This is a genomic window from Ensifer adhaerens (genome assembly GCF_000697965.2).
Lineage (GTDB): Bacteria > Pseudomonadota > Alphaproteobacteria > Rhizobiales > Rhizobiaceae > Ensifer > Ensifer adhaerens.
Genome location: NZ_CP015880.1, coordinates 45,759 through 71,096, shown reverse-complemented (window position 1 = coordinate 71,096; position 25,338 = coordinate 45,759). Strand labels below are relative to the sequence as shown.

General features: G+C 63.4%; 21 protein-coding genes. 9 read left to right on the top strand and 12 right to left on the bottom strand.

Features of this window, described 5'->3' with window-relative positions; all coding sequences use genetic code 11:
- Nucleotides 1–45 precede the first annotated feature (45 nt).
- From FA04_RS00320 to FA04_RS00305, 4 genes are all read left to right on the top strand, one after another.
- On the top strand, nt 46–1,248 hold the full coding sequence (locus FA04_RS00320) for an efflux RND transporter periplasmic adaptor subunit (RefSeq protein ID WP_034797366.1): 1,203 nt from the start codon (nt 46–48) through the stop codon (nt 1,246–1,248).
- Between the two features lie 128 nt (nt 1,249–1,376).
- Entirely contained in the window at nt 1,377–4,562 is a 3,186-nt protein-coding gene (locus FA04_RS00315; protein ID WP_034797367.1) for an efflux RND transporter permease subunit, read from the top strand.
- 222 nt (nt 4,563–4,784) lie between these two features.
- Nucleotides 4,785–5,978, top strand: coding sequence for a succinyl-diaminopimelate desuccinylase (dapE, locus tag FA04_RS00310; protein WP_034797369.1), 1,194 nt, complete (start codon nt 4,785–4,787; stop codon nt 5,976–5,978).
- Complete coding sequence (locus FA04_RS00305; RefSeq protein WP_034797371.1) at nt 5,965–6,564, top strand: hypothetical protein; 600 nt, start codon at nt 5,965–5,967, stop codon at nt 6,562–6,564. Before dapE ends, FA04_RS00305 begins: the two co-directional genes overlap by 14 nt.
- A gap of 10 nt (nt 6,565–6,574) precedes the next feature.
- Here FA04_RS00305 and truA read toward each other — a convergent pair whose 3' ends face one another.
- The 3 genes from truA to def form a co-directional block, all read right to left on the bottom strand.
- Nucleotides 6,575–7,318 carry a tRNA pseudouridine(38-40) synthase TruA gene (truA, locus tag FA04_RS00300; RefSeq protein WP_034797373.1) on the bottom strand — a complete coding sequence of 248 codons (744 nt, stop codon included), beginning with the start codon at nt 7,316–7,318 and terminating at the stop codon, nt 6,575–6,577.
- Nucleotides 7,318–8,253: a methionyl-tRNA formyltransferase gene (gene fmt, locus FA04_RS00295; RefSeq protein WP_034797375.1), complete on the bottom strand. Its 936-nt coding sequence runs from the start codon at nt 8,251–8,253 to the stop codon at nt 7,318–7,320. The genes truA and fmt overlap by 1 nt, the downstream gene beginning before the upstream one ends.
- Nucleotides 8,254–8,416: 163 nt before the next feature.
- Entirely contained in the window at nt 8,417–8,941 is a 525-nt protein-coding gene (gene def, locus FA04_RS00290; RefSeq protein ID WP_034797616.1) for a peptide deformylase, read from the bottom strand.
- A 151-nt stretch (nt 8,942–9,092) separates the two neighbouring features.
- Here def and FA04_RS00285 point away from each other — a divergent pair, with 151 nt between their 5' ends.
- The 3 genes from FA04_RS00285 (at nt 9,093) to FA04_RS00275 (ending at nt 14,002) form a co-directional block, all read left to right on the top strand.
- Complete coding sequence (locus tag FA04_RS00285) at nt 9,093–10,286, top strand: DNA recombination protein RmuC (RefSeq protein ID WP_034797378.1); 1,194 nt, start codon at nt 9,093–9,095, stop codon at nt 10,284–10,286.
- 52 nt (nt 10,287–10,338) lie between these two features.
- Nucleotides 10,339–11,238: a ribokinase gene (locus FA04_RS00280; RefSeq protein ID WP_034797380.1), complete on the top strand. Its 900-nt coding sequence runs from the start codon at nt 10,339–10,341 to the stop codon at nt 11,236–11,238.
- Nucleotides 11,239–11,596: 358 nt separating this feature from the next.
- Nucleotides 11,597–14,002 carry a methyl-accepting chemotaxis protein gene (locus tag FA04_RS00275; RefSeq protein ID WP_034797382.1) on the top strand — a complete coding sequence of 802 codons (2,406 nt, stop codon included), beginning with the start codon at nt 11,597–11,599 and terminating at the stop codon, nt 14,000–14,002.
- Between the two features lie 75 nt (nt 14,003–14,077).
- On the opposite strand, the gene FA04_RS00270 is transcribed toward FA04_RS00275, so the two are convergent.
- A complete protein-coding gene (locus tag FA04_RS00270) occupies nt 14,078–15,022 on the bottom strand; it encodes a nucleoside hydrolase (protein ID WP_034797385.1) in 945 nt (314 codons plus the stop codon).
- Between the two features lie 240 nt (nt 15,023–15,262).
- On the opposite strand from FA04_RS00270, the gene FA04_RS00265 reads away from it, so the two are divergent.
- Together FA04_RS00265 and FA04_RS00260 are read left to right on the top strand one after the other, a co-directional pair.
- Nucleotides 15,263–15,694, top strand: coding sequence for an Hsp20 family protein (locus tag FA04_RS00265; protein ID WP_034797386.1), 432 nt, complete (start codon nt 15,263–15,265; stop codon nt 15,692–15,694).
- Nucleotides 15,695–15,741: 47 nt separating this feature from the next.
- Nucleotides 15,742–15,999 carry a BQ00720 family protein gene (locus tag FA04_RS00260; protein ID WP_034797387.1) on the top strand — a complete coding sequence of 86 codons (258 nt, stop codon included), beginning with the start codon at nt 15,742–15,744 and terminating at the stop codon, nt 15,997–15,999.
- A 385-nt stretch (nt 16,000–16,384) separates the two neighbouring features.
- Here the strand turns inward: FA04_RS00260 and trmB are convergent, their stop codons facing one another.
- The 8 genes from trmB to miaB form a co-directional block, all read right to left on the bottom strand.
- The gene (gene trmB / locus FA04_RS00255; protein ID WP_034797389.1) at nt 16,385–17,083 is read right to left on the bottom strand and encodes a tRNA (guanine(46)-N(7))-methyltransferase TrmB; all 699 of its coding nucleotides are present in this window, start codon (nt 17,081–17,083) and stop codon (nt 16,385–16,387) included.
- Between the two features lie 166 nt (nt 17,084–17,249).
- A complete protein-coding gene (gene metK / locus FA04_RS00250; RefSeq protein ID WP_034797391.1) occupies nt 17,250–18,518 on the bottom strand; it encodes a methionine adenosyltransferase in 1,269 nt (422 codons plus the stop codon).
- 202 nt (nt 18,519–18,720) lie between these two features.
- Nucleotides 18,721–19,140 carry a helix-turn-helix domain-containing protein gene (locus FA04_RS00245; RefSeq protein ID WP_034797393.1) on the bottom strand — a complete coding sequence of 140 codons (420 nt, stop codon included), beginning with the start codon at nt 19,138–19,140 and terminating at the stop codon, nt 18,721–18,723.
- A gap of 146 nt (nt 19,141–19,286) precedes the next feature.
- Nucleotides 19,287–20,882, bottom strand: coding sequence for an apolipoprotein N-acyltransferase (lnt, locus tag FA04_RS00240; protein WP_034797395.1), 1,596 nt, complete (start codon nt 20,880–20,882; stop codon nt 19,287–19,289).
- Nucleotides 20,883–21,112: 230 nt separating this feature from the next.
- Nucleotides 21,113–22,273: a hemolysin family protein gene (locus tag FA04_RS00235; protein WP_034797397.1), complete on the bottom strand. Its 1,161-nt coding sequence runs from the start codon at nt 22,271–22,273 to the stop codon at nt 21,113–21,115.
- Between the two features lie 12 nt (nt 22,274–22,285).
- Nucleotides 22,286–22,792: an rRNA maturation RNase YbeY gene (ybeY, locus tag FA04_RS00230; RefSeq protein WP_034797399.1), complete on the bottom strand. Its 507-nt coding sequence runs from the start codon at nt 22,790–22,792 to the stop codon at nt 22,286–22,288.
- Between the two features lie 18 nt (nt 22,793–22,810).
- Nucleotides 22,811–23,866 (bottom strand): PhoH family protein, encoded by a 1,056-nt coding sequence (locus FA04_RS00225; protein WP_034797402.1) that lies wholly within the window; start codon nt 23,864–23,866, stop codon nt 22,811–22,813.
- Nucleotides 23,867–23,893: 27 nt separating this feature from the next.
- Nucleotides 23,894–25,294: a tRNA (N6-isopentenyl adenosine(37)-C2)-methylthiotransferase MiaB gene (gene miaB, locus FA04_RS00220; protein ID WP_034797403.1), complete on the bottom strand. Its 1,401-nt coding sequence runs from the start codon at nt 25,292–25,294 to the stop codon at nt 23,894–23,896.
- Between the last annotated feature and the right edge of the window lie 44 nt (nt 25,295–25,338).

Here is a 25,338-nt window from a genome sequence, read left to right as displayed (position 1 = left end):
CATCGAACGCAAAGCGCCGGCTCCCAACCGGCAAGGAGAGAAAAGATGACATCGACAGTGACCCGCCGGGCCCTCTGGGGCGCCGGCCTGAGTATCCTTTTGTCTGTCGGCGGCGGCGCCGCCGTCATGTTCGGCCTGCCGCAGCATTTCGAGGCCGATGCCGCGACCGATGCGTCCGCCGCTCCTCCGCCGGCCGTGCCGGTCTCGGTGGCGCGGGCGCAGTCCAAGCGCATCACCACCTGGGAGGAATTCTCCGGACGCCTTGAAGCGATCGAGCGTGTCGAGGTGCGCCCGCGCGTCGGCGGCGCCATCCTGAAAGCCCACTTCCGCGAAGGTGCGCTGGTCAAGCAAGGTGACCTCCTGGTGACGATCGATCCCGAGCCCTATGCCGCAGCCGTCGAGCGGGCAAAGGCCCAGGTCGAGGCTGCCGAAGCGCGTGTTTCGCTCGCCAAGATCGAGCTCGAGCGCGGCCGCAAGCTGGTGACCACCAGCGCCGTGCCGCAGAGCAGCGTCGACCAGCGCGCCAGCGCCTATGACGAAGCTCAGGCGGAGGTGCGCTCGGCCAAGGCGGCGCTGCGCACGGCCGAACTCGATCTGCAATACACCGAGGTCCGTGCGCCGATCTCCGGCCGCGTCGGCCGGCTCGACGTCACCGCCGGCAACCTCGTTGCTGCCGGTTCCGCCTCGCCTGTGCTGACAACGCTCGTCTCGGTCGATCCAATCTATGCGAGCTTCAACGCCAGCGAAGAAGTGGTCACCACCGCTCTCGCCCGGCTCGCAGCATCGGCCGGCGGCAACGCGATCGAGCGCCTGCCGGTCCAGGTCGGCACCGCCGCCGACGAGGGCACGCCGATCTTGGGCCATATCCAGCTCATCAACAACGAGGTGGATGCGGCAACCGGCACGATCCGGGTACGCGCGGCGCTTGAAAACGCCGACGGCAGGCTGATCCCCGGACAGTTCGTCCGCATCCGCATCGGCGAGCCGGACCCCGAGGAAAAGCTTGTGATCAGCGACCGCGCCATCGGCTCCGACCAGGACAAGAAATTCGTCTTCGTCGTCGGCACCGACAACAAGGTCGAGTATCGCCAGGTGAAGCTGGGGCCGAATTCCGACGGTCTGCGCATCGTCGAAAGCGGCCTGAAGTCCGGCGAGAACATCGTCGTCAACGGCCTGCAGCGGGTTCGCCCCGGCGTCGTCGTGGCGCCGCAGCAGGTCGAGGAAACGACCGCCTCTATCGCCAAGTAATCCCGGCGCCTCTTCGCCCGGTGTGAAGAGGCTCCAGCCAAGGCATCACTCTGCAGACATGGCCGCGCGGCGCGTTTTTTCGCCGCGCCCGCCGGAGGTCTGCCCGAACGCATCCCAAGGGGGATACCATGAACTTCTCACGCTTCTTCGTCGACCGCCCGGTCTTCGCGGGCGTATTATCGGTCCTGATCTTCGTGGCCGGCCTGATCGGCATGACCGGTCTGCCGATCTCCGAATATCCCGAAGTCGTCCCGCCGCAGATCGTCGTGCGCGCGCAGTATCCGGGCGCAAACCCGGCCGTCATCGCCGAAACGGTGGCGACACCGCTTGAAGAACAGATCAACGGCGTCGAAGACATGCTCTACATGCAGAGCCAGGCGACCGCCGATGGCCTCATGACGCTGACCGTCACCTTCGCGCTCGGCACCGATCCGGACCAGGCGCAGCAGCTCGTCCAAAACCGCGTCTCGCAGGCCGAGCCGCGGCTGCCCGAGGAGGTGCGCCGCCTCGGCGTCACCACCGTCAAGAGCTCGCCCGACCTGACCATGGTCGTGCACCTGCTTTCGCCGAACGGCCAGTACGACATCAACTATCTGCGCAACTACGGTGTGCTCAACGTCAAGGACCGGCTGGCCCGCATCGAAGGTGTCGGCCAGGTGCAGATCTTCGGCGGCGGCGACTATTCGATGCGCATCTGGATCGACCCGCAGAAGGCAGCCGAGCGCGGCCTTGCCGCAGGCGATATCGCCAACGCGGTGCGCGGCCAGAACGTCCAGGCGGCGGCAGGCGTCATCGGCGCCTCGCCTTCCGTCCCAGGTCTCGATCTGCAGCTTTCGGTCAACGCGCAGGGCCGTCTGCAGACGCCTGAGGATTTCGAGAACATCGTCGTCAAATCCGGCGCCCAGGGCGAAGTGACTCGGCTCGGCGATGTCGCCCGCGTCGAAATGGGCGCGTCCGAATACTCGCTGCGCTCCTTGCTAGACAACAAGCCGGCCGTCGGCATGGCGGTCTTCCAGGCGCCTGGATCGAACGCGATCCAGATTTCGGACGACGTCCGCAAGGCCATGGCCGAGATGAAGCTCACCATGCCTGAAGGCGTCGACTACGGCATCGTCTACGACACGACACAGTTCGTGCGCGCCTCGATCGAATCCGTGGTCGACACGCTGCTCGAGGCGATCGCGCTGGTCGTGCTCGTCGTCATCATCTTCCTGCAGACCTGGCGCGCCTCGATCATTCCGCTCGTCGCCGTTCCGGTCTCGATCGTCGGCACCTTCGCCGTCATGTATGTCTTCGGCTTCTCGATCAACGCGCTCAGCCTCTTCGGCCTCGTGCTTGCGATCGGCATCGTCGTCGACGACGCGATCGTCGTGGTGGAAAACGTCGAACGCAACATCGAGCAGGGACTGTCGCCGGTCCAGGCGACCTACCGCGCCATGCAGGAAGTCTCGGGTCCGATCATCGCGATCGCGCTGGTGCTCGTCGCGGTGTTCGTGCCGCTCGCCTTCATCACCGGCCTCACCGGCCAGTTCTATCGCCAGTTCGCGCTGACGATCGCCATCTCGACCGTGATCTCGGCGCTCAACTCGCTGACGCTCTCCCCGGCGCTGGCTGCCCTTCTCTTGAAGGACCACCACGCGCCGAAGGACTGGCTGACGCGGTTGATGGACAGGCTTTTCGGCTGGTTCTTCCGCGGCTTCAACCGCTTCTTCGGCGCAAGCTCGGAGGCCTATGGCCGCGGTGTGGGTCGCATCCTGACACGCAAGTCGCTGATCATGGTGGTCTATGTCGTGCTTCTCGGCGTCACCTTCACGCTGTTTCGCGCGGTCCCCGGCGGCTTCGTACCGGCGCAGGACAAGCAGTACCTGATCGGCTTTGCCCAGCTTCCGGACGCAGCCACGCTCGACCGCTCGGAAGACGTGATCAAGCGGATGAGCGAAATTGCGCTCAAGCACCCGGGCGTCGAAAACGCCATCGCCTTCCCGGGCCTGTCGATCAACGGCTTCACCAACTCGTCGAACTCCGGCATCGTCTTCGTCGCGCTCAAGCCCTTCGAGGAACGCAAGACGCCTGAACTGTCCGGCGGCGCGATCGCCATGCAGCTCAACCAGGAATTCGGCGTCATCCAGGATGCTTTCATCGCCATGTTCCCGCCGCCGCCCGTCCAGGGTCTCGGAACGACCGGCGGCTTCAAGCTGCAGCTCGAGGACAAGAACGGCCTCGGTTACCAGGCGCTCGACGAGGCGACCAAGGCCTTCCTCGCCAAGGCCTACCAGGCACCGGAGCTGGCCGGTCTCTATTCGAGCTACCAGATCAACGTGCCGCAGCTCTATGCCGACCTTGACCGCGTGAAGGCACGCCAGCTCGGCGTGGCCGTCACCGACGTCTTCGAGACGCTGCAGATCTACCTCGGCTCGCTCTACGTCAACGACTTCAACGCCTTCGGCCGCACATACAGCGTGCGCGTCCAGGCGGATGCGAACTACCGCAGCCATGCCGACGACATCGGCAAGCTGAAGGTGCGTTCGCAATCCGGCGAGATGATCCCGCTGTCGGCGCTTCTGAAGGTCGAGCAGACGGTCGGCGCCGAACGGGCGATCCGCTACAACGGCTTCCTGTCGGCCGACATCAACGGCGGCCCGGCACCGGGTTTCTCGTCCGGCCAGGCGCAGGAAGCCATCGAACGCATCGCCGCTGAAACCCTGCCTCCGGGCATCGACTACGAATGGACGGACCTGACCTACCAGCAGATCCTGGCTGGCAACTCCGGCATCCTGGTCTTCCCGCTGGCGCTGTTGCTCGTCTACCTCGTGCTTGCGGCCCAGTATGAGAGCCTGACGCTACCGATCGCCATCATCCTGATCGTGCCGATGGGCATCATGGCGGCACTCGTCGGTGTCTGGCTGACCGGAGGCGACAACAACGTCTTCACCCAGATCGGTCTGATCGTCTTGGTCGGGCTATCGGCGAAGAATGCCATCCTCATCGTCGAGTTCGCCCGCGAACTGGAACTGTCGGGCAGCACGCCGGTCAAGGCGGCGATCGAAGCGAGCCGGCTGCGTCTGCGCCCGATCCTGATGACCTCGATGGCCTTCATCATGGGCGTGGTGCCGCTTGTCATGTCGACCGGCGCCGGTGCGGAAATGCGCTCGGCCATGGGTATCGCGGTCTTTGCCGGCATGATCGGCGTCACCGCCTTCGGCATCTTCATGACGCCGGTGTTCTACGTGCTGATCCGCAAGCTCGCTGGCGAGCGGCCTCTGAAGCACGCGGGAGCCCATATCGAGGCGCCGCATCTCGCACCCGGAGAATAAGCCCTTCTCCATTCCCTTCGCGATCTTCAGGCGGGCCGGATCCTTCCGGCCCGTTGAAGCTGCGGCGCTGCGCCTCCGCCCAGGCGCGGCGCCGTTCTGCGTTCGACGCCACAGTTCCCGTCTCGCGTGCCCCATCCTGCGTGACAGTTCGCTGGCGATCGGATAAACCAGCAGCCTCCATTCCCAAGGCCCTTCGTGGCCATGCAGACGGCATAACGTTAGATGACCTCCACCGATCCGATCGCCAATCTCGCCACCCTCATTCGTTGCCCCTCAGTCACCCCGGCCGAAGGCGGCGCGCTTGCAGCCCTTGAAGCCATGCTGAAGCCGCTCGGCTTCGCGGTCGACCGCGTGATGGCCAAGGAGGCTGGCACGCCCGACATCGAGAACCTTTATGCGCGGCTTGGAACCGAAGGCCCGCATCTGATGTTTGCCGGGCATACGGATGTCGTTCCCGTCGGCGACGAGGCCGCCTGGAGCCACGGTCCGTTTTCGGCCGACATTGCCGGCGGCGAGATGTATGGCCGCGGCGCCGTCGACATGAAGGGCGGCATCGCCTGCTTCGTCGCGGCAATCGCCCGCCATGTCGAAAAGCATGGCGCCCCGAAGGGCTCGGTCTCCTTCCTCATCACCGGCGACGAAGAGGGACCGGCGATCAATGGCACCACCAAGCTCTTGCAATGGGCGGCCGACAAGGGCGAGCGCTGGGATGCGTGCCTGGTCGGCGAACCGACCAACCCGGAGAGCCTTGGCGACATGATCAAGATCGGCCGGCGCGGCTCGCTGTCCGGCCGCATCACCGTTCACGGCGTGCAGGGCCATGCGGCCTATCCTCATCTCGCCGACAGCCCGGTGCGCGGCATCCTGCAGCTGACGCAGGCGCTGATGGACCCACCCTTCGACAACGGCACCGAGAGCTTTCAGCCCTCCAATCTCGAAGTGACGACGATCGATGTCGGCAACAGTGCCGTCAACGTCATTCCGGCCAAGGCGACGGCCGCCTTCAACATCCGCTTCAACGACACATGGACGGCGGATAGCCTGATGGCCGAGATCATCGCCCGGCTCGACCGTGCCGCGGCAAGCGGTAGCCTGCGTCCGGACCGCGCCCCCGTTCGCTACGAAATCGTCTGGGCCGAGCGCCCGAGCCACGTGTTTCTCACGCGCAACAACGCGCTGATCGATTCGCTCTCCGGCGCGGTCGAAGCCGTCACGGGGCGCCAGCCGAAGCTGTCGACGACCGGCGGAACCTCGGATGCGCGCTTCATCAAGGACTATTGCCCGGTGGTCGAGTTCGGCCTCGTCGGCCAGACGATGCACATGGTCGACGAACGGGTCGCCGTCGCCGACCTCGAGACCCTGACCAATATCTATGAAACCTTCATCGCCCGCTGGTTCGGCCATGCCGCTGCTTGATGAGGTGCTTGCCTATATCCGGGGGCTCTGGCTCCTGGCGCAGGGTAACGAAGAAGGCTTCCGCTGGCTCGATTTCAGCGAGAGTGGCCTCTGGCGCTCGTTCACGTCCATGCTCTGGTGCCTGCCGGCGATCGCCGTCACCTGGGCGTCCTGGCGGCTCTACTACCTCTCGGTCATGCCTGATGGCACCACGATCGGCATCGGCTTCATCTTCAAGCTGCTCGTCGTCGATCTCGTCAGCTGGCTCTTGCCGCTGGTGCTGATCGCCATTCTCTCGCGCCCACTCGGATTTGCCGGAGCGGTGGTACCGATCGTCGTTACCACAAACTGGCTCTCGGTTCCGCTCTCCTACGCCATGGCGGTGCCGGCGGCGATCCGTGTCGTCATTCCCGGGAGCCAGGGGCTGACGAGCTTCATCTGGTTGACGCTGCTCGTCATCAGCGTTGCGGTGCTCTTCCGGCTCTTGCGCATGGTGACCGGCAACCAGACGCTGCTTGCCTCGGCGCTGACGGCGCTGTTCCTGTTGCCGTCGATGATGATCGGCGATCTCTTGCAGCGCTTCTTCGGTCTGATCCCGACAAGCTAGGACTTCGGGATCAGTAGTCCACCTGAAGGAAATAAAGCCCATCGGGCGGCGCCACGGGGCCGCAGGCCTTGCGGTTGCGGGCCTCAAGCGCTGCCTGCAGATCATCCGGCGTCCACTTGCCTTCGCCCACCAGCTTCAGCGAGCCGGCGAAGGAGCGGATCTGGTTGTGCAGGAAGCTCTGCGCCGTTGCGCGGATCTCGATGACGCCGGCGACAAGCGCGACGTCCAGCCGATCGAGCGTGCGCACCGGGCTCGCCGCCTGGCAATGGGCGGAGCGGAAGGTGGTGAAGTCATGATGGCCGACGAGGCGCTGGGCGCCTGCATGCATGGCTTCATGGTCGAGCGGCTTCGGCACCCACCAGGCGCGCCGGGCTTCAAGCGCCAGCGGCGCGGGCCGCGAGATAATGCGGTAGAGATAGTGGCGGCGCAGCGCCGAGAAGCGCGCGTCGAATTCCTCGGACACTTCCTCGGCCTCGAGAATCGCCACCCGCTCGCCCGCAAGCCCCAGATGGGCATTTAGCGCGTTGCGCAGCGTGTAGGGCTTCCACGGACGCGTGAGATCCGCATGCATGACCTGGCCACTGGCGTGCACACCGGAATCGGTGCGGCCGGCGCCGCGGATCGACACGGTCTCTCCGGTCAGCGACAGGATCGCCTTTTCGATCGCCCCTTGGACGGACTCTCCGTTGTCCTGCCGCTGCCAGCCGACATAGTCCGAGCCGTCATATTCGACGGTCAGCTTGAACCGCGGCATCAGCCGAGCCTCGTGCCGGGCGCAACCGGCGTTCCGCGCAGGAAGTCGGCCGCACCCAACGCCTTGCCGCCGGCGCGCTGCAGGCGGGTGAGCCGAACGGCGCCCTCGGCGCAGGCAATCGTCAGATTATCGTCGAGCACCGTGCCGGCCTCGGCCTCGCCGGAAGCGGGCTCCGAGTTCAGAACCTTGATGCGCTCCGGCCTGCCGGCGATCTCAAGTTCGAACCAGGCGCCCGGAAATGGCGACAGGCCGCGGATATGGTCGTGGACCTCGCGGGCGGGACGGGCGAAATCGATGCGGGTTTCCGTTTTGCTGATCTTCTGGGCGTAGACGACGCCGTCCTCGGCCTGGACCGTCAGCGGCAGATCGTCGGCCTCGAGTTTTGCCATCGCTTCCCGCATCAGACTGGCGCCGACCTGCATCAGGCGATCGTGCAATTCGCCCCCGGTCATCGTCTCGCCGATCTGAACCGTCTTGGTGAGGGCGACCGGGCCGGTATCGAGCCCCTTTTCCATCTTCATCACCATCATGCCGGTCTCGTGGTCGCCGGCCATGATCGCGCGCTGGATGGGGGCTGCACCGCGCCAGCGCGGCAGCAGCGAGGCGTGGCCGTTGTAGCAGCCGAGCTTGGTGCCGGTGAGGATGGCCTCGGGCAGAAGCAGGCCATAGGCGACGACGACGGCGACGTCGGCGTCGAAATCACGGAAGGTCTGGCGGTCCGCCTCGTCCTTGAAGTTGACCGGCGTCAGCACCGGAATACCCAGCAGTTCGGCCGCCTGGTGCACCGGCGATTTCTGCAGATCGAGCCCGCGGCGGCCACCCGGCCGCGGCGGCTGGGTATAGGCGGCGACGATCTGATGGCCCGCCTCGGCAAGTGCCGCCAGTGTCGGCACCGAAAATTCCGGTGTGCCCATGAAGATGATGCGAAGCGACAAGGCGGTAACTCCGTCCTTTCAGATCACTTCATGCGGGGAAACGGCGAAATGATCTCATTCTCTAAAAACAGGACAATTCCAAGAAAGCCGTTTCACGCTCTTCCTGGAATGTTTAATGGGTTTCCGCCTTCAAAATTTCGCGTGATCTTCCGCGATCGAAGGCTCAGATCGCCTTTGCGCCGCGCGTCTTGGCAGCCTTGGTGAACTTGCGGATCACCATGTCGCGCTTGAGCTTGGAGATGTGGTCGATGAACAACACGCCGTTCAGGTGGTCGATCTCGTGCTGCAGGCAGGTGGCGAGCAGGCCTTCGGCCTCGATCGTCTGTTCCTTGCCGTCGCGGTCGAGGTGCTTGACGGTGATGACAGCGGGGCGCTCGACCTCGGCGTAGTAGTCCGGGATCGACAGGCAGCCTTCCTCGTAAACCGAATAGGTGTCGGACGAAGCGACGATCTCGGGGTTGATGAAGACAAGTGGCGTCTTCTCGTCGCCCTCTTTCGAAACGTCGAGCACCAGCATGCGCCTGGCGACACCGATCTGGATCGCGGCAAGGCCGATGCCGGGGGCATCGTACATGGTTTCGAGCATGTCATCGGCCAGACGGCGGACGTCCGCGTCGACGGTTTCGATCGGCGTTGAAACCTGGCGAAGCACAGGATCGGGAAGGATGATAAGCGGCTTGATGGTCATGATGCTCCCATAGCCGATCTTTCCATCGACGCGCAAGGAAATTGCCTTGCCACCTGCGGCACCCGCTCGTCCCTCGTCGGGCGTTAACCGCCGCGCACATATGTTCTTGTTTTGATCTACACTTCGCGAGAGAATCTGTTAGGTTTGGCGCATGGAACCCGCGCCCCTTCCCTTCGCCCAGCCGTTGTTTTTCATCGGCACCCTGCCGATTACCCTGGGCCATCTGACGATTGCCGCCGGCCTTGTGCTGGCTGTTGCCGGCCTGATGGCGCTCTCGCGCCGGCGCAATCCCCGCGACGACGAGCGGCAGGAACAGATGGCAATGCTGCTGGCAGCACAGACGGAGATGCAAGGGCGGGTCGCGGCCATGGCCGAGGTGTTCGGCGCCCGGCAGGCGGAGCTCAACCAGACACTCAGCCAGCGCATCGACGGCATGACCCATCGCATCGGCGCCTCGATCAGCGAGCAGACCAAGGCGACACACGAGAACCTGCGCCGGCTGCAGGAACGCCTCGCGGTCATCGACACGGCCCAGAACAACATCCAGTCGCTCGCCAAGGACATGGCCGGACTTCAGGCGATTCTATCGAACAAGCAGACGCGCGGCGCCTTCGGCCAGTCGCGCATGGAAGCGATTATCGCCGACGGGCTGCCGATGGGTGCCTTCGAATTCCAGGCGACGCTGTCGAACGGGGTGCGGCCCGACTGCACCATCCGCATGCCGAACGGCCAGCCGCCGCTGGTCATCGACGCCAAATTTCCGCTCGAAGCCTGGAACGCGATGCGGGATGCTCCGACCCCGGAGCGGCGCCAGCAGATCGCCCAACTCTTTCGCCGCGACATGGAAACGCACGTGCGCGACATCGCCGGCAAGTATCTGATCCCAGGTGAAACGCAGGATACCGCCTTCCTCTTCGTACCCTCGGAATCGATCTTTGCGGAGATCCACGAGCATTTCGAAGCGATCGTGCAGAAGGCGCACCGCCAGCGGATCGTCATCGTCTCGCCCTCCCTGCTGCTGTTGTCGATCCAGGTGATCCAGGCGATCCTCAAGGATGCACGCATGCGCGAGCAGGCGCACCTGATCCAGGGCGAAGTCGCGCGGCTGATGGAGGATCTCGACCGTCTCGACGAGCGCGTGCGCAAGCTGCAGGGCCATTTCGCCATGAGCCAGAAGGATGTCGAGGACATCCTCGTTTCCTCCAGCAAGCTCACCCGCCGCGGGGCCAAGATCGAGGCCCTAGAGCTGCAAGCGGAAGGCGGCACACGGGACGCGGACGAACCACGTGCCGCGGTCGACAATCGGGTCGGGCAATTGCGCCTGCGGGTGGTTGACGAGGACTGAGGCTGTCGGGCACTCTCCGGCCCAATTCGCAAAGCCGACAGGATAGTTTCACATGATTACTGTTTTTGGGTCCATCAACATGGATCTGATCGCCACCACCGCGCGCCTTCCGAAGCCCGGCGAAACCGTCGCCGGCACCAGCTTTTCGACCGCCGCCGGCGGCAAGGGCGCAAACCAGGCGCTGGCCGCACGACGTGCCGGCGCGACGGTGCAGATGGCAGGCGCGGTAGGAAAGGACAGCTTTGCCGACGGCGCGCTCGAACTGTTGAAGGGTGCAGGCACCGACCTGTCGTTGACCAAGACGGTCAGCGAGCCGACCGGCACCGCCCATATCCTCGTCGGCGGTGACGGCGAAAATGTCATCGTCGTCGTCGCCAGCGCCAATGCGACGGTCGATGAAGCCGATGCGGTGAAGGCCGTCGACGGCATGAAGCCCAGCGATACCTTGATGCTGCAGCTCGAAATTCCGGCCGCTTCGGTCGAGAAGGCGCTCACCGCCGCCAAACAGAAGGGCGTGCGTTCGGTCATCAACATCGCGCCGCTGACACCGGACGCAGCCCGCCTCGGCCGCATGGCCGATATCGTCATTGCCAACGAAACCGAATTCGAACTGCTGGCCGGCAAGAGCGGTATCGGGAGCACTGAGCGCGAAGAAGCGATGAAGGCGCTGCACGCGGAGACTGGCCAGACGGTCATCGTCACGCTCGGCGCCGAAGGCGTGGTGGCCGTACATGAAGGCGAGATCCAGCGCGCCAAGGGCCTGAAGATCGAGCCGGTCGATACCGTCGGCGCCGGCGACACCTTCTGCGGTTATCTCGCAGCCAGCCTCGATGCTGGCATCGCCTTCCCCGACGCTCTGCGCCGCGCAGCAGTCGCCGGCTCCCTCGCCTGCCTGAAGAGCGGCGCCCAGCCCTCGATCCCGCTCGCTGCGGACGTGGCGTCGCGTCTCTAAATCCTGCGCCAGAAAGCACGCACTTGAGACGGGCGAAGTCGCCCGTCTCATTTTTCCCAGGCCCTGGCCCGCATAGATTTCACCCTCCCGACGGCCGCTTGCGCAATCCGGACAGCCGATGTCGCGGACATAAAACTTTGCGTGCAATTTTATGCAAGCGATGCGTAAAACAGCGTCCGTGTTGGCCCTATCTTAAGAATCTCCAGTCTATTCAGGACCGTGAGAAAACCGGCCAAAGCGCCTGGTCGTCTCCAACATGCCGGTCGGCATCTGACGCTCCATGATGGAGTTCACCCCCATTGCGAAATGCGTCCACCGCAGGTGAAAACCTGCGAACCTCCCAGCACGTGAGGATTTCATGTTCAAGTTCCAAGCCAAATCGCTGGCGACCAAACTGATCGCGGTGACAGGCGGCACGATCGCACTTGTCTTGCTTGCCTCGAATTTCGTTCTCATATCCCAGACCCAGGACCGCGTCGAAACGCTGGTCCTCGAACAGGCAGGCGGCGAAGCCCGCGCGATTGCCTCCGACATTGCCGGCGACATCGGCGAGCTTGCAAGTGCTGCCCGCTCGATGGCGGGCATCCTCGGCCGCGCACATGCCGAAAAGTCGCTGGAGCGCACCGGGGTGATCAACATCCTCAGGGCAAACCTCGAGCAGAACCCGTTCGCCTTCGGCAGCTGGTTCGCGGAAGAACCCAAAGCTTTCGATGGTCGCCAGGAAGACCTCGTCAACAACAAGGAACTGGGCGGTAACGACAAGGGCATCTTCACGCCCTACTGGTCGAAGAGCCGCACCAACGAAATCCAGTACTCCACTTTCGGCGCTGACTACGCGGCCGAGTGGTACAAACTCGCGGCAAAAAGCGGCAAGGGTGCCATCACCCAGCCCTACACCGCGCAGGACACCGACGTTCCGACCGCGATGAGCTCGATCGCCTACCCGGTCATGTCCGGCGGCAAGCTTCTCGGCGTCACCGGCGTCGACATTTCGCTCGCCTCGCTCGGCGATGGCCTCTCGAAGCTGAAGCCCTTCGACACCGGTCGCGTCTACCTGCTGTCGCAGACCGGCAAATGGTTGGTCGCACCGATCCCGGACCTTCTGCTCAAGGAGTATGACGGAGAAGGCAACGAGGTCGTCAAGAACGCGCTCGCCTCCGGCAAGCCGGGCATCATCTCCAACCTCTCTTATGACGGCAACGAACCCTTCGACCGTCTCGTCTATCCGTTCACTCTCTCGGGCGTGAACACCAGCTGGGTCGTGCTCGTCGACGTGCCGCGCACCGCGATCAATGCGCCGGTCAAGGATCAGACCTACATGATGATCGTCGGCGGCCTCGTCGTGCTCGGCGCTGTGCTGCTCGGTCTCTATCTCGCGGTTCGTGGTTTCGTGCAGAAGCCGCTGGCAAGCCTCGTCAAGGACGTGAACGACCTCAGCCACGGTGACTACACCAAGGCGATCGCCGGCCAGGATCGTTCCGACGAAACCGGTGAAGTCGCCAAGGCGCTCGAAGGCTTCCGCCATCAGCTTGCCGACACCAAGCGCCTCGAAGGCGAAGCCCGCCATGAGCGCGAACAGGCCGAGCGCGAACGCGGCCGCTCGGAAACCGAGCGTGCAGAATCGAGCGCGCTTCAGCGCGACATCGTCGCCCGCCTCGGCAAGGGTCTCTCGCATCTGTCGTCCGGCGATCTCGCATTCCGCATCACCGACGATTTCCCGGGCGAATACGCGCAGCTCAAGCGCGACTTCAACGCGGCGATGGAAAGCCTCGAAGAGACGATCCGCACCGTCAACCATTCGGTCGTCAACATCGGCAACGGCACCAGCGAAATCAGCAGCGCCGCCAACGACCTGTCGCACCGGACCGAACAGCAGGCTGCAAGCCTGGAAGAGACAGCAGCGGCTCTTGACGAGCTGACCTCGCAGGTCAACGCCAGCGCCGAAAACGCCAAGGTCGCCGCCAAATCGGTGGATGTGGCCAGCAGCGATGCCGGACAGTCGGGCGAGGTGGTGCAGAAGGCGATTGCCGCGATGAAGGGCATCGAGCAGTCCTCGCACGAAGTCAGCCGCATCATCGGCGTCATCGACGAAATCGCCTTCCAGACCAACCTTCTGGCGCTGAACGCCGGTGTCGAAGCGGCGCGTGCAGGTGAGGCCGGCAAGGGTTTTGCCGTCGTCGCCCAGGAAGTGCGCGAACTCGCCCAGCGCTCTGCCAATGCCGCCAAGGAGATCAAGACATTGATCAACACCTCGGCCGGCCAGGTGCGCGAAGGTGTTGATCTCGTCGGCAAGGCCGGTGGCGCGCTCGAAAAGATCGCCGAGCAGGTCGTGCAGATCAACGGCCTCATCCGCCAGATCTCCAGCTCCGCTTCGGAACAGGCCGTCGGCCTGAAGGAGATCAACTCCGCCGTCAACCAGATGGACCAGGTAACCCAGCAGAACGCCGCCATGGTCGAGGAAACGACCGCGGCCGGCATGGCGCTCAACGAAGAAGCCCGAACGCTCAACACGCTCGTGGCCCGCTTCCGGGTCGCGCAGGCGACCGCATCGGCCCAACCGTCCTCGGCGGCTATGCTGCGTGGCACGGCCGAGCGCATGCGCGCGGCCGAACGCCCCGCTCCGGTCCCGGCCCCCGCCCGCGAGGCGCGGCCCGCTCCGGCGGCGAACCCAGCGCGAAGCAGCTACTCGGCTTCGACGCAGCGGGTGCTGACCCAGACCTCCGGCGCCAACGCGCTTGCCCAGGACAACTGGGAAGAGTTCTGATCAACGGAACGAGAAAAGAAAACGGCGCCTCTCGGGGCGCCGTTTTTGTTTGAACTACGATGATTGAGCCGAGGCTCAGATGCGAGCCAGCCGCTCGGTCAAAAGGTCGAAGAAGCCCTGGTCGTCGACGAAGCGCATAACCTTGGCGTTGTGCGGCCGGCCGGTGACCTGCCACCAGTCGACGACGGTCATGCCGGCCGTCAGCTCCGACTTGGTCTCGATCTCGACGTTGCAATCGCGGCCGGTGAAAAGCTCGGGGCGCAACAGATAGGCAATGACCGTCGGATCGTGCAGCGGGCCGCCATCGGTGCCGTACTTCTCGATATCGAAGCGCTCGAAGAATTCGAGCATCTCGGCCATGGCGATCGCCGGGCGGCTGCCAATGTCGCGGATCTTCTGGACGCGCGCCTTGTGGGTCAGCACCCGGTGGGTGACATCGAGCGGCATCATCACGATCGGAACGCCCGAACGGAAGACGATGTCGGCTGCCTCGGGATCGACGTAGACGTTGAATTCGGCGGCGGGCGTGATGTTGCCGCCTTCGAAGAAGCCGCCACCCATCATCACCAGTTCCTTGACCCGCTGCGCAATGTCAGGCGCCTTCTGCAGGGCCAGCGCGATGTTGGTGAGCGGGCCGAGCGTGCAGAGCGTCACGGTGCCCTCTGGCTCCTTTCGCAACGTCTCGACGATGAAGTCGACCGCATGCTGCTCCTCGAGCTTCATTGTCGGCTCGGCAAGCTCCGGGCCGTCAAGGCCGGTCTTGCCGTGCACGTGCTCGGCGGTCACCAGCGGGCGAGCAATCGGCTTGTCGGCGCCCGAGAACACCCGAACCTTCGGCCGGTCGCAGAGCTCGCACAGGATGCGCGCATTGCGGGCCGTCAGCGCCAGCGGCACGTTGCCGGCGACCGCGGTGATACCGAGCAGGTCGATCTCTTCCGGACTGCCGAAGGCGAGCATGATGGCGGCGGCATCGTCCTGCCCGGGGTCGGTGTCTATGATTATCTTTCTCGGCACGGGCACTTTCTCGTCCTCCCTGGACCACGTTGTTCGGCGCGATCGATACGTTGCATTGGGCCGGACGGGAGTAAACGCCCTGGCGTTCCTTTGTCCCATTCCCGGATTCTGCGAGAGCGGACTATGATTTGCGTGCACGCCGGAGGCAAGCGGCTTGCACTCATTGCGCACAGCTACCATATTGCGGAAAGGATGCTGCAAGGCAGGTCCGAACAACGGTCGCTTGATCTCGCAAGGACTTGAAGAATGAGCCGAATTACCCCTTTTACGAGCCCGCTTCTGCTGGGTTTCGATACGATGGAAAAGACCCTTGAGCGGATTGCCAAGGGCAACGACGGATACCCGCCCTACAACATAGAACGCGTTCGCGGCGATGCCTCGACCGACGAACCGGAACGGTTGCGCATCACGCTCGCCGTGGCAGGCTTTTCCGAAGAAGATCTGGAAGTCACCACCGAAGAGAACCAGCTCGTCATCCGCGGCCGGCAGATCGACAACGGCGACCGTGATTACCTGCACCGCGGCATTGCGGCACGCCAGTTTCAACGCACTTTCGTTCTCGCCGACGGCATGAAGGTTCTGGGCGCGGAACTGCGCAACGGCCTGCTCTCCGTCGACCTCGTTCGTCCCGAACCGGTTCGTATGGTAAAGAAAATTAACATTTCAGTCCCAGAGTAGGATAACCGGCGGGATTCTCCCCTCACCGGCGACCACGGAGTGTCACCATGGGACTGAAAGACATCAGCTCGTCGCTGTCGAAGAACGACCTCGCACATCTCGGCGAAGGCGAAATCGGCTACATCCGGAAAATGCGCTCGGAAGAAGTCTCGCGCTGCTTCCCGGAAGCGCCGGAGATGGGACCGGGTATCGATCTCTGGGCGCTTTTCGGCGCCGACGGCACGCCGATCCTTCTGACAGACAATCGTTCCAGCACCTTCTTCAAGGCGGCCGAGGATGATCTGAAGACGGTCACCCTGCACTGACAGGCTGCCGTCGGTGGAGACGGCAATCGGACGCTTGAATGGAAGCCGTCGCTCTCGAGAGCGACGCAAGCGCGAGCGGAAAACCGCTTCGCACCTTTCCTGGAATTGATCTGCTAGTCCGCAATTCCGCACAGAAAACCGCTTCGCACTTTTCCTGGAATTGATCTTCCAGTCCGCAATTCCGGACGGAAAACCGCTTCGCACTTTTCCTGGAATTGATCTTCCAGTCCGCAATTCCGGACGGAAAACCGCTTCGCACTTTTCCTGGAATTGATCTTCCAGTCCGCAATTCCGGACGGAAAACCGCTTCGCACTTTTCCTGGAATTGATCTTCCAGTCCGCAATTCCGGACGGAAAACCGCTTCGCACTTTTCCTGGAATTGCTTTAGACGCGCCGGAAGGTGAGATAGGCGGAGCTTCGCCCTTCCCTGCGTGCCTTGGCCTCGTAGCGCGTGCTCGGCCATCCCTCATAGGGCGTCAGCCAATCGGAAGCCGTCTCTGCCGTCCACTCGAAGGCTGCGTGATCGCGGCAGTGCAACAGCGTCCAGTTGACATAGGTATCGATATCCGAGGCGAAGCAGAACACGCCGCCGGGCTTCAGCACGCGGGCGAAGCGATCGAGATTGACCTTGGAGACGAAACGGCGCTTCCAGTGTTTGCGCTTCGGCCACGGGTCCGGATAGAGCAGGTCGATCTGGTCGATCGACGCGGCCGGCAGCCAATCGAGGACCTGGGTGGCATCGTCGTCATAGAGCCTGACGTTGCTGACGCCGCGCTCCTCGATATGACCGACGAGCTTGGCCATGGAATTGACGAAGGGTTCGACGCCGATGAAGCCGGTCGACGGCGCTTCGGCCGCACGGTGGATCAGGTGTTCGCCGCCGCCGAAACCGATTTCGAGGCGCATGCGGTCCACGCCCTGCGGATAGAGGGTCTTCAGGTCCGCCGGAGGCGGGCTCGAAAGGTCGAGCTTCAGGGTCGGCAACACGGTTTCCAGGTGCGCCGCCTGCCGCTCGCGCAACGGCTTGCCCTTGCGGCGGCCGAAAAAGGCCTCGGTTGCTCTGGCGCGGCGCGGTTCGGTCATGTCGTCTTTCCCTTGGTCATACCGATCTGGATCAGGCCAACCCAAAATCAAAATGAACGAAGCGGGCGCTCCTTGTCGGAGCGCCCGCCTTGATTTTCGCAATCGCCTGATAGCAGGACGTTGCGCTATCTTCAATGCGCGGCGTGACGCCGCGCCCCATCGCCTGTTAGGCGGCAGCGCGGCCGTTGACGGCGCCGCTCTGCTCGATCGCAGCCTTCAGCGGCTTCACGAGGTCGAGCTTCTCCCAGGAGAAGGAACCGTCGCGGCCAGCCTTGCGGCCGAAGTGGCCATAGGCAGACGTCTTGGCATAGATCGGCTTGTTGAGGTCGAGATGACGGCGGATGCCGGTCGGCGACAGGTCCATCGTCTTGCGGATCGCATCCTCGACCTGGTCTTCCGAAACCTTGCCGGTGCCGTGCAGGTCGACATAGATCGACAGCGGCTGGGCGACGCCGATGGCGTAGGACAGCTGGATCGTGCAACGGTCGGACAGGCCGGCGGCAACGACGTTCTTTGCCAGGTAACGGGCAGCATAGGCGGCCGAACGGTCGACCTTGGTCGTGTCCTTGCCCGAGAAGGCGCCGCCGCCGTGCGGTGCGGCACCGCCATAGGTGTCGACGATGATCTTGCGGCCGGTGAGGCCAGCATCGCCATCCGGGCCGCCGATGACGAACTTTCCGGTCGGGTTGATGTACCAGGTGCAGTCGTCGGCGATCTTCAGATCGTCGAGGGCTTCGCGGATATAGGGCTCGACAACCGAGCGAACCTTGACCGAATCCCAGGTGTCATCGAGGTGCTGCGTCGACAGAACGATCGAGGTGACTTCCGCCGGCTTGCCGTCGACGTAGCGTACGGTGACCTGGCTCTTGGCGTCAGGGCCGAGCTTGGCGACTTCGCCCTCGCCCTTCTTGCGGGCAGCGGCGAGCAGGTTGAGGATGCGGTGCGAATAGTAGATCGGCGCCGGCATCAGCTCGGCGGTCTCGCGGCAGGCGTAGCCGAACATGATGCCCTGGTCGCCGGCACCTTCTTCGCCCTGCTTGTCGGCAGCGCTGTCGACGCCCTGAGCGATGTGAGCAGACTGGAAGTGCAGGAGCACGTCGATCTTCGCCGTCTTCCAGTGGAAGCCGTCCTGCTCATAGCCGATCTCGCGGATCGCCTTGCGGGCGGCGGACTTGAACTTCGAGGGGTTGATGACGTCGTTGCCGTCCTTGTCCTTCTTCAGAAGGCTCGGCGGCAGGCGCACTTCGCCGGCAATCACGACACGGTTGGTGGTCGCCAGCGTCTCGCAGGCGATACGCACGCCCCAGGGATCGACACCGGTCTTGGCCGCTTCGCGGTAGACCAGGTCCACGATCTCGTCGGAGATACGGTCACACACCTTGTCCGGATGACCTTCGGCTACGGATTCACTCGTGAACAGGTAGTTTGCACGCATGCGGGAAGTCCCCTCAATGAAGAAAAAGCGCTGGCACGGTGTTAGTGGTTTTGCGACCGAAAAACAAGCACACAACGACATAAATATATCTTTATATCGCCATTGCAGCCAATCACTTTGGTGCGCCGGAGGGAAAGGCGCGCAAGAAAAAAGCGGCACAAATGGCCGCTTTGTTTTTCAAGTCCCGACGGGAACGTTGGAACTATTCGCTTTCTGCTTCCGCAGCGAGTGCCTTGACGAGATCGACGAGCCGGCGGCGAACCTTCGGGTCGGTGATCTTGACGAAAGCGCGGTTGAGCTGCAGCCCCTCGGAGGACGACAGGAAATCGACGACGTAGTTCGAGCTGGAAGCTTCTGCCATGCCGGACTGACCGGCAGCGTTATCGCCCGGGGCGTCTTCGAAGAAGAAGGAAACCGGAACGTTCAGGATGCCTGAAATGTTCTGCAACCGGCTGGCGCCGACGCGGTTCGTGCCCTTCTCGTACTTCTGGATCTGCTGGAAAGTGATCCCCAGACTTTCGCCGAGCTTCTCTTGGCTCATGCCAAGCATCGTACGGCGAAGACGAATCCGACTTCCGACATGAATGTCGATCGGGTTCGGCTTCTTCTTGTTTTCGATCATATCTGCGTTCCCAAACACGCTGTTTCGTTTATCCATCGCCCAGCATGAGACCTACGCTCACCGAAGCGACCGCCAGGGTGATAAGGACAGAGCCAGCACAACAAGGACGATGGTGCGGACCACTATGCAATTTTAGGGGTTTTAGGTCAATTCTTCCTAATATTAAAACCAAAACGCGAAAACACTGCAACCAGAAGGAGGAAGATCGCACCCAGCCAGAAAACGCGGCTTCGCATAGCGTCGTCCAACGGGGTAGGCATCCTTCCCGGCAGAAGTGTGTCGACCACTCCCCTATAATTGTAGGATAATCCTACCATTAAAACCCCACGTGCATCAACAATTGCTGATATACCGCTGTTTGCCGCTCGGACAAGGGGGGTGCCGGTTTCAACGGCCCTTAATTGTGCCTGATGGAAATGCTGGCGCGGGCCTGGCGTATCTCCGAACCAGGCGTCGTTGGTAACATTGAGAAGCACATCGGCCCGGCGCGCGGCCCCATCGATCTCGTCCGGGAAGATCGCCTCGTAGCAAACGAGCGGATACAGCGTGCGGCCGCTGGGCAGCGTCAGCAGCGAACGGTTCTTGGCCGCTGTGAAGCCACCGGGCATCGACGCGGCGACCGAACTCAGGCCCCAGGAAGACAACAGATCCTCGAAGGGAAGATATTCGCCGAAAGGCACCAGATGCACCTTGTCGGCAGCGCCGATGATCTGGCCCCGACCGTCGATCATGTAGATCGAGTTGTAGTAGCGGGGCGGCAGACCGGCGCCGGCATCCTCTACGCGCACCGCGCCGGCAATCAGGATCTGGTCGTCATCAAGCACCTCGGCGATACGCGCCAGTGCGTCCGGATTGTCGGTGAGGATGAAAGGGATCGACGTCTCGGGCCAGACGACGATATCCGGCCGCTTGCCGTCTTTCTCCGGAGCCACGGCAGTCAAAGCCAGATGCTCCTCGAACACCGCGGCACGCTCGCCGTCATCGAGCTTCTTTGCCTGGTCGATCACCGGCTGGACGAGGCGCACGGCCAGCGGCGGCTCGGGCGAGGCCGGCGCCGGCTGCGCCAGGCGATAGAAGCCGAAGCCCACATGGCCGGCAAAAAGCACGACGGCGATCGTGAGCCCGATCCGGCTCCCGCGGCCCGTCGCGATCAGGGCGGGAGCGGCAAAGACGAAGACGGCGAGCATGTTGACGGTCGCGAGATTGATGACGCTTGCCGACTGCATCATCAGCGGCATCGGCATGGCCGCATAGCCGATCGCATTCCAGGGAAAGCCGGTAAAGAGGAAGCTGCGCAGCCATTCGGCAAGCCCGAAGCCCAGGGCGAGTGCGGCGATGCGCCCGACGCCGTCGGACCAGAAAAGGCGGGCGATCAGCGTCGCCAGCGCATAGAACAGCGCGAGAAAGGCCGGCAGGCCCACGACGGCGAGCGGCAGCGCCCAGGCGAACTCGTCGGCCTCGACGAGCAGCGCATTGCCGAGCCACCAGAGACCACCGAGGAAGTAACCGAAGCCGAACCACCAGCCGACAACCGCAGCCGGCCAGAGCCGGCGGATGAAGCCACCGTCCGGACTTCCGGTCGCACCGTCGAGCAGCCAGACGAGAATCGGGAAAGCGACGAAAGCAAAGGCGAAGATGCCGAAGGGCGGCTGGGCCAGAACCGCGAGCAGCCCCGCGAAGAAAGCAAGCAAAGCCCGGGGGAACCCGGAAAGTAGCATCACCCTGCCAGCCAATCTTGCCATACAGCCTCCAGTCGATCCCGCAGCCTGCCACAGCGAAGGAGCGAAACAACACCCGAATCAATCGGGGCCAGTCTTTCAAAAAACCGGCTGCCTGTCCCCTTTCGGGGCTGGATTAGGGGGGCGAGACGACGGTTCCGGCCCTTGGTCGGTGTTTACGACACAGCCTCGGGAGATGTCACAGGTGGGGGGAGGACTTCCCGCGCGCGCAGAAACGCGCGGGAACCGGACAATTATTGTTCGTCGGCCGCTGCCTCGGGGGCGGCTGCACCGTTGGCGCGATTGAGCGCACCGGTCTCCGCAATCGTCTCGCCTTCCGGTCTCAGGACGCGGCGGCGGGCGGGCGGGCGCTTGCGCATGATGCGGACGCGCTTCACGCGGCGCGGGTCGGCGTCGAGGATCTGGAACTCGAAGCCCGGGATCGCCTGAACGACCTCGCCGCGTACGGGAATGCGGCCCAGTGAAGCGAAGATCAGGCCGCCGAGGGTGTCGACGTCTTCGAGCTGTTCGCGCACGTCGAAGTCGGGACCGATCGCCGCGGCGATCTCTTCCAGCTCGACACGAGCGTCGGCGATAAAGACATCGTCCGAAGTGCGCGCGAACATGACTTCGTCATCGTCGTGCTCATCCTCGATGTCGCCGACGACCATCTCGACGATGTCTTCGAGCGAGACGAGGCCATCGGTTCCGCCATATTCGTCGATGACGAGCGCCATCTGGATACGGGCCGCCTGCATGCGCTGCATCAAGTCGGAGGCCAGCATAGAGGGCGGCACGAAGAGAAGCTGGCGGACGATGCCCGCCTCTTCCAACGACTTGCCGAGATCGACACGTGAAAGGTCGAAACTTGCCTTGGGCGAGCGCGGCGTCTTTTCGGACGCAGCCGTCGTCGACGCCTGGGCCTTGCCGTTACGCCGGCGATTGCGGGCCTGTTTGGTGACGTAGGACAGCAGGTCGCGAATGTGGACCATGCCGCGAGGGTCATCGAGCCCGTCGCTATAGACCGGCATGCGCGAGCGGCCGGATTCCTCGAAGATCACCATCAGCTCGCCGATGGTGATGCTCTGATCGACCGCCTCGATGTCGGCGCGCGGGACCATGACGTCCTCGACCCGGACCTCGCGGAAGCGCAGGATGTTGTTGAGCATCGCCCGTTCGCCGGGCGAAAAGACCGTGTTGCTGTCGGCATCGGTCTGCAGCGCGTCAGCAAGATCCTCGCGCAGGCTCGATGGACTTGCGCCGCGCAAAAGGCGCGCGGCCCGGCTCCAGAAGGTGGAAGTGGATTTCGTGCCCTCGTGTCGAGTGGCGGTGCTACTACTGCCCGCCTCCGCCTCTCCGGAGGCATCTGCCTCCTCGGTCGCCAGCGCGACAGGCTGTGTTTTATAATCGCTCATCGGTCCAAACTGTTAATCCGGGGTACGATCCCCGTAGGGGTCAGATAAGCCAAGACGCGCCAAAATGCGAGTCTCCAGGCTTTCCATTCTTTCGGCTTCATCATCTTCCATATGATCATAGCCGAAAAGATGCAGGAATCCATGCACGAGAAGATGCGTCAGATGCTGATCGAAGGACTTCTCGAGCTCCACCGCCTCGCGCTCGAGGGTTTCGCGGGCAACGATGATGTCGCCGAGCATCGGTCCGGGCATCGATCCGGGCGTCACGGGAAAGGCCGGGAAGGACAGAACGTTGGTCGGCTTGTCCTGGTTGCGCCACTCGGCGTTGATCGCGCGCATGGAGGCATCGTCGGTGAAGACGAGCGAGAGCTCCGGCGGCATCTTCGGCAACGGCTGCTTTTCTTCGCTTGCGAGAAAGGCTGCCGCCACTTCGAGCACGGGCGACGAGAAGGCGAGCAACGCCTCTTCGTCCGGCCAGTTGCCCTCTTCCACGCTGATCTGGATATCCAAAGCCGTCATGATCGCAGCGACCGCCTGTTAGCGGTCGCCCTGCTCGCTTTCGTCGTGCACGGCCGTATGGGATTCGTAGGCCTTGACGATGCGCGCCACCATCGGATGGCGAACGACATCGACATCCTTGAAGCGGACCACCGAAACGCCCTCGACCCCTCTCAGGATCTGCAGGGCCTCGACCAGGCCCGATTTAACGCCGCGCGGCAGGTCCACCTGGCTCGGATCGCCGGTGACGATCATCCGGCCGTTTTCGCCAAGACGGGTCAGGAACATCTTCATCTGCATCGATGTGGTGTTCTGTGCCTCGTCGAGGATGACGGCAGCATTGGCGAGCGTACGGCCGCGCATGAAGGCGAGCGGCGCGATTTCGATGACCCCGGCGGTGATCGCGCGTTCGACCTTGTCGCCCGGCATCATGTCATAGAGCGCGTCGTAGAGCGGCCGAAGATAGGGATCGACCTTCTCCTTCATGTCGCCCGGCAGGAAGCCCAGGCGCTCGCCCGCCTCGACGGCAGGGCGAGAGAGCACAATACGATCGACGGCGCCGCGCTCAAGCAGCTGTGCGGCGTGGGCGACGGCAAGATAGGTCTTGCCGGTACCCGCGGGGCCTACGCCGAAGACGAGCTCGGACCGCTCGAGCGCTCGGATATAGGCATCCTGCGTTGGCGTACGCGCGGCGATCGTCTTCTTGCGCGTCGAAATCTGCGCCATTGTCAATTTGGCTTTACGCTCCATGGTCGGCAATTGTAGCTGATCGTCGGCGGCAACCGCCATACGGATCGCACCCTCGACATCAGACGTATCGATCGACGCGCCGCCCTGCAACCGCCCGTAGAGATAATCGAGAGCACGGCGGGCCTGGTTGGTGGCGACGACGTCACCCGAGATCGCGACGGAATTGCCGCGCGGCCGAGCGTCGATGCGCAGGCGCTCTTCGAGAAGCTTCAAGTTCTGATCGAACTGGCCGAAGAGCTCGCTGGCGAACCGATTGTTCTCGAAGGTCAGCACGAAGTGATTGGCGTCTGTCGCAGTTGTTTTCGACTGGCGCGTGGATGAAGAGATCAATTCGTGTCCGTTCAAGCGGTTCAGGCTCCTTGTTTTCGGTCCTTACCCGATCATCTCCGCAAACAGGCTGTTCGGCCCGGCCTTGATGATTCGCACCTTGATAATGTCACCGATTTGCGATGCTTTTGCATCAACATTCACCGGCTGCAGCCACGGCGATCGCCCGACGAGCTGGCCGGGCATGCGCCCTTCCTTCTCCAAAAGCAGGTCGATTTCGCGGCCGACGCAGGACTCGGCAAAGGCGCGCTGCTGGGAAAACAGCAAAGCCTGCAATTTTTCCAAGCGCTTGGCTTTCACGTCCTCGGGAACCTGGTCGCCGAGCTCGGCGCCCGGCGTGCCGGGACGGGTCGAATATTTGAATGAAAATGCCTGTGCATAACCCACGGCTTCGACGAGGCGCATGGTGTCCTCGAAGTCTTCATCGGTCTCGCCGGGGAAGCCGACGATGAAATCGCCCGACAATGCGAGGTCCGGCTGGACGGCGCGGATGCGCGCGATCAGCGCCAGATATTCCGCCGCCGTATGCCTGCGGTTCATCGCCTTCAGGATACGGTCGGAGCCGGACTGCACCGGCAAGTGCAGGTAGGGCATCAGCTTTACCATCGAGCGATGCGCCTCGATCAGGCTGTCGTCCATGTCGCGCGGGTGGCTGGTGGTGTAACGCAGCCGGGCAAGACCCCCGATCTCGCCAAGACGCGAAAGCAGGTCGCCAAGGCCCCATTCGCGGCCATCGGGCCCGACGCCGTGCCAGGCGTTGACGTTCTGACCGAGCAGGGTGATCTCGCGCACGCCGCCCTCGACCAGCTTTTCCGCCTCCGAGACGATCTGGGCGACGGGGCGGGAAACCTCGGAGCCGCGCGTGTAGGGCACGACACAGAAGGTGCAGAACTTGTCGCAGCCTTCCTGAACCGTCAGGAACGCGGTAACGCCGCGCATGCGGGTCTTTGCCTTGTCGGGTGCCGGCAGGTGTTCGAACTTGTCTTCGACGGCATACTCCGTCTGCACGACACGCTCGCCGCTGCGGGCGCGCTTCAGCGCCTCGGGCAGCCGGTGATAGGTGGTCGGGCCGATCACCAGGTCGACGGCCGGTGCGCGCCGCAGGATCTCGTTGCCTTCGGCCTGCGCGACGCAGCCGGCAACGCCGATCACCATCTCGCGGCCTTCCTTGGCCCTTTCCTTCTTCAGATCGCGCAGGCGGCCGAGTTCGGAATACACCTTCTCTGCCGCCTTCTCGCGAATGTGACAGGTGTTGAGCAGGACGAAGTCTGCGTCTTCCAGCACATCGGTCGAGACGTAGCCGTCCCGCGACAGGGCGTCCGTCATGCGGTCGGAATCGTAGACGTTCATCTGGCAGCCGTAGGTCTTGACGAAGACCTTGCGGGCCGGGGCGCGCTCGTCGCCCGTGGCGGGCGTCGTCGACAGAAGGGCGGTTTCCTGGGTCATGCCGGGTTCTTTAGTGCAAAGCGGTCGGAAGTTGAAGTATTTTC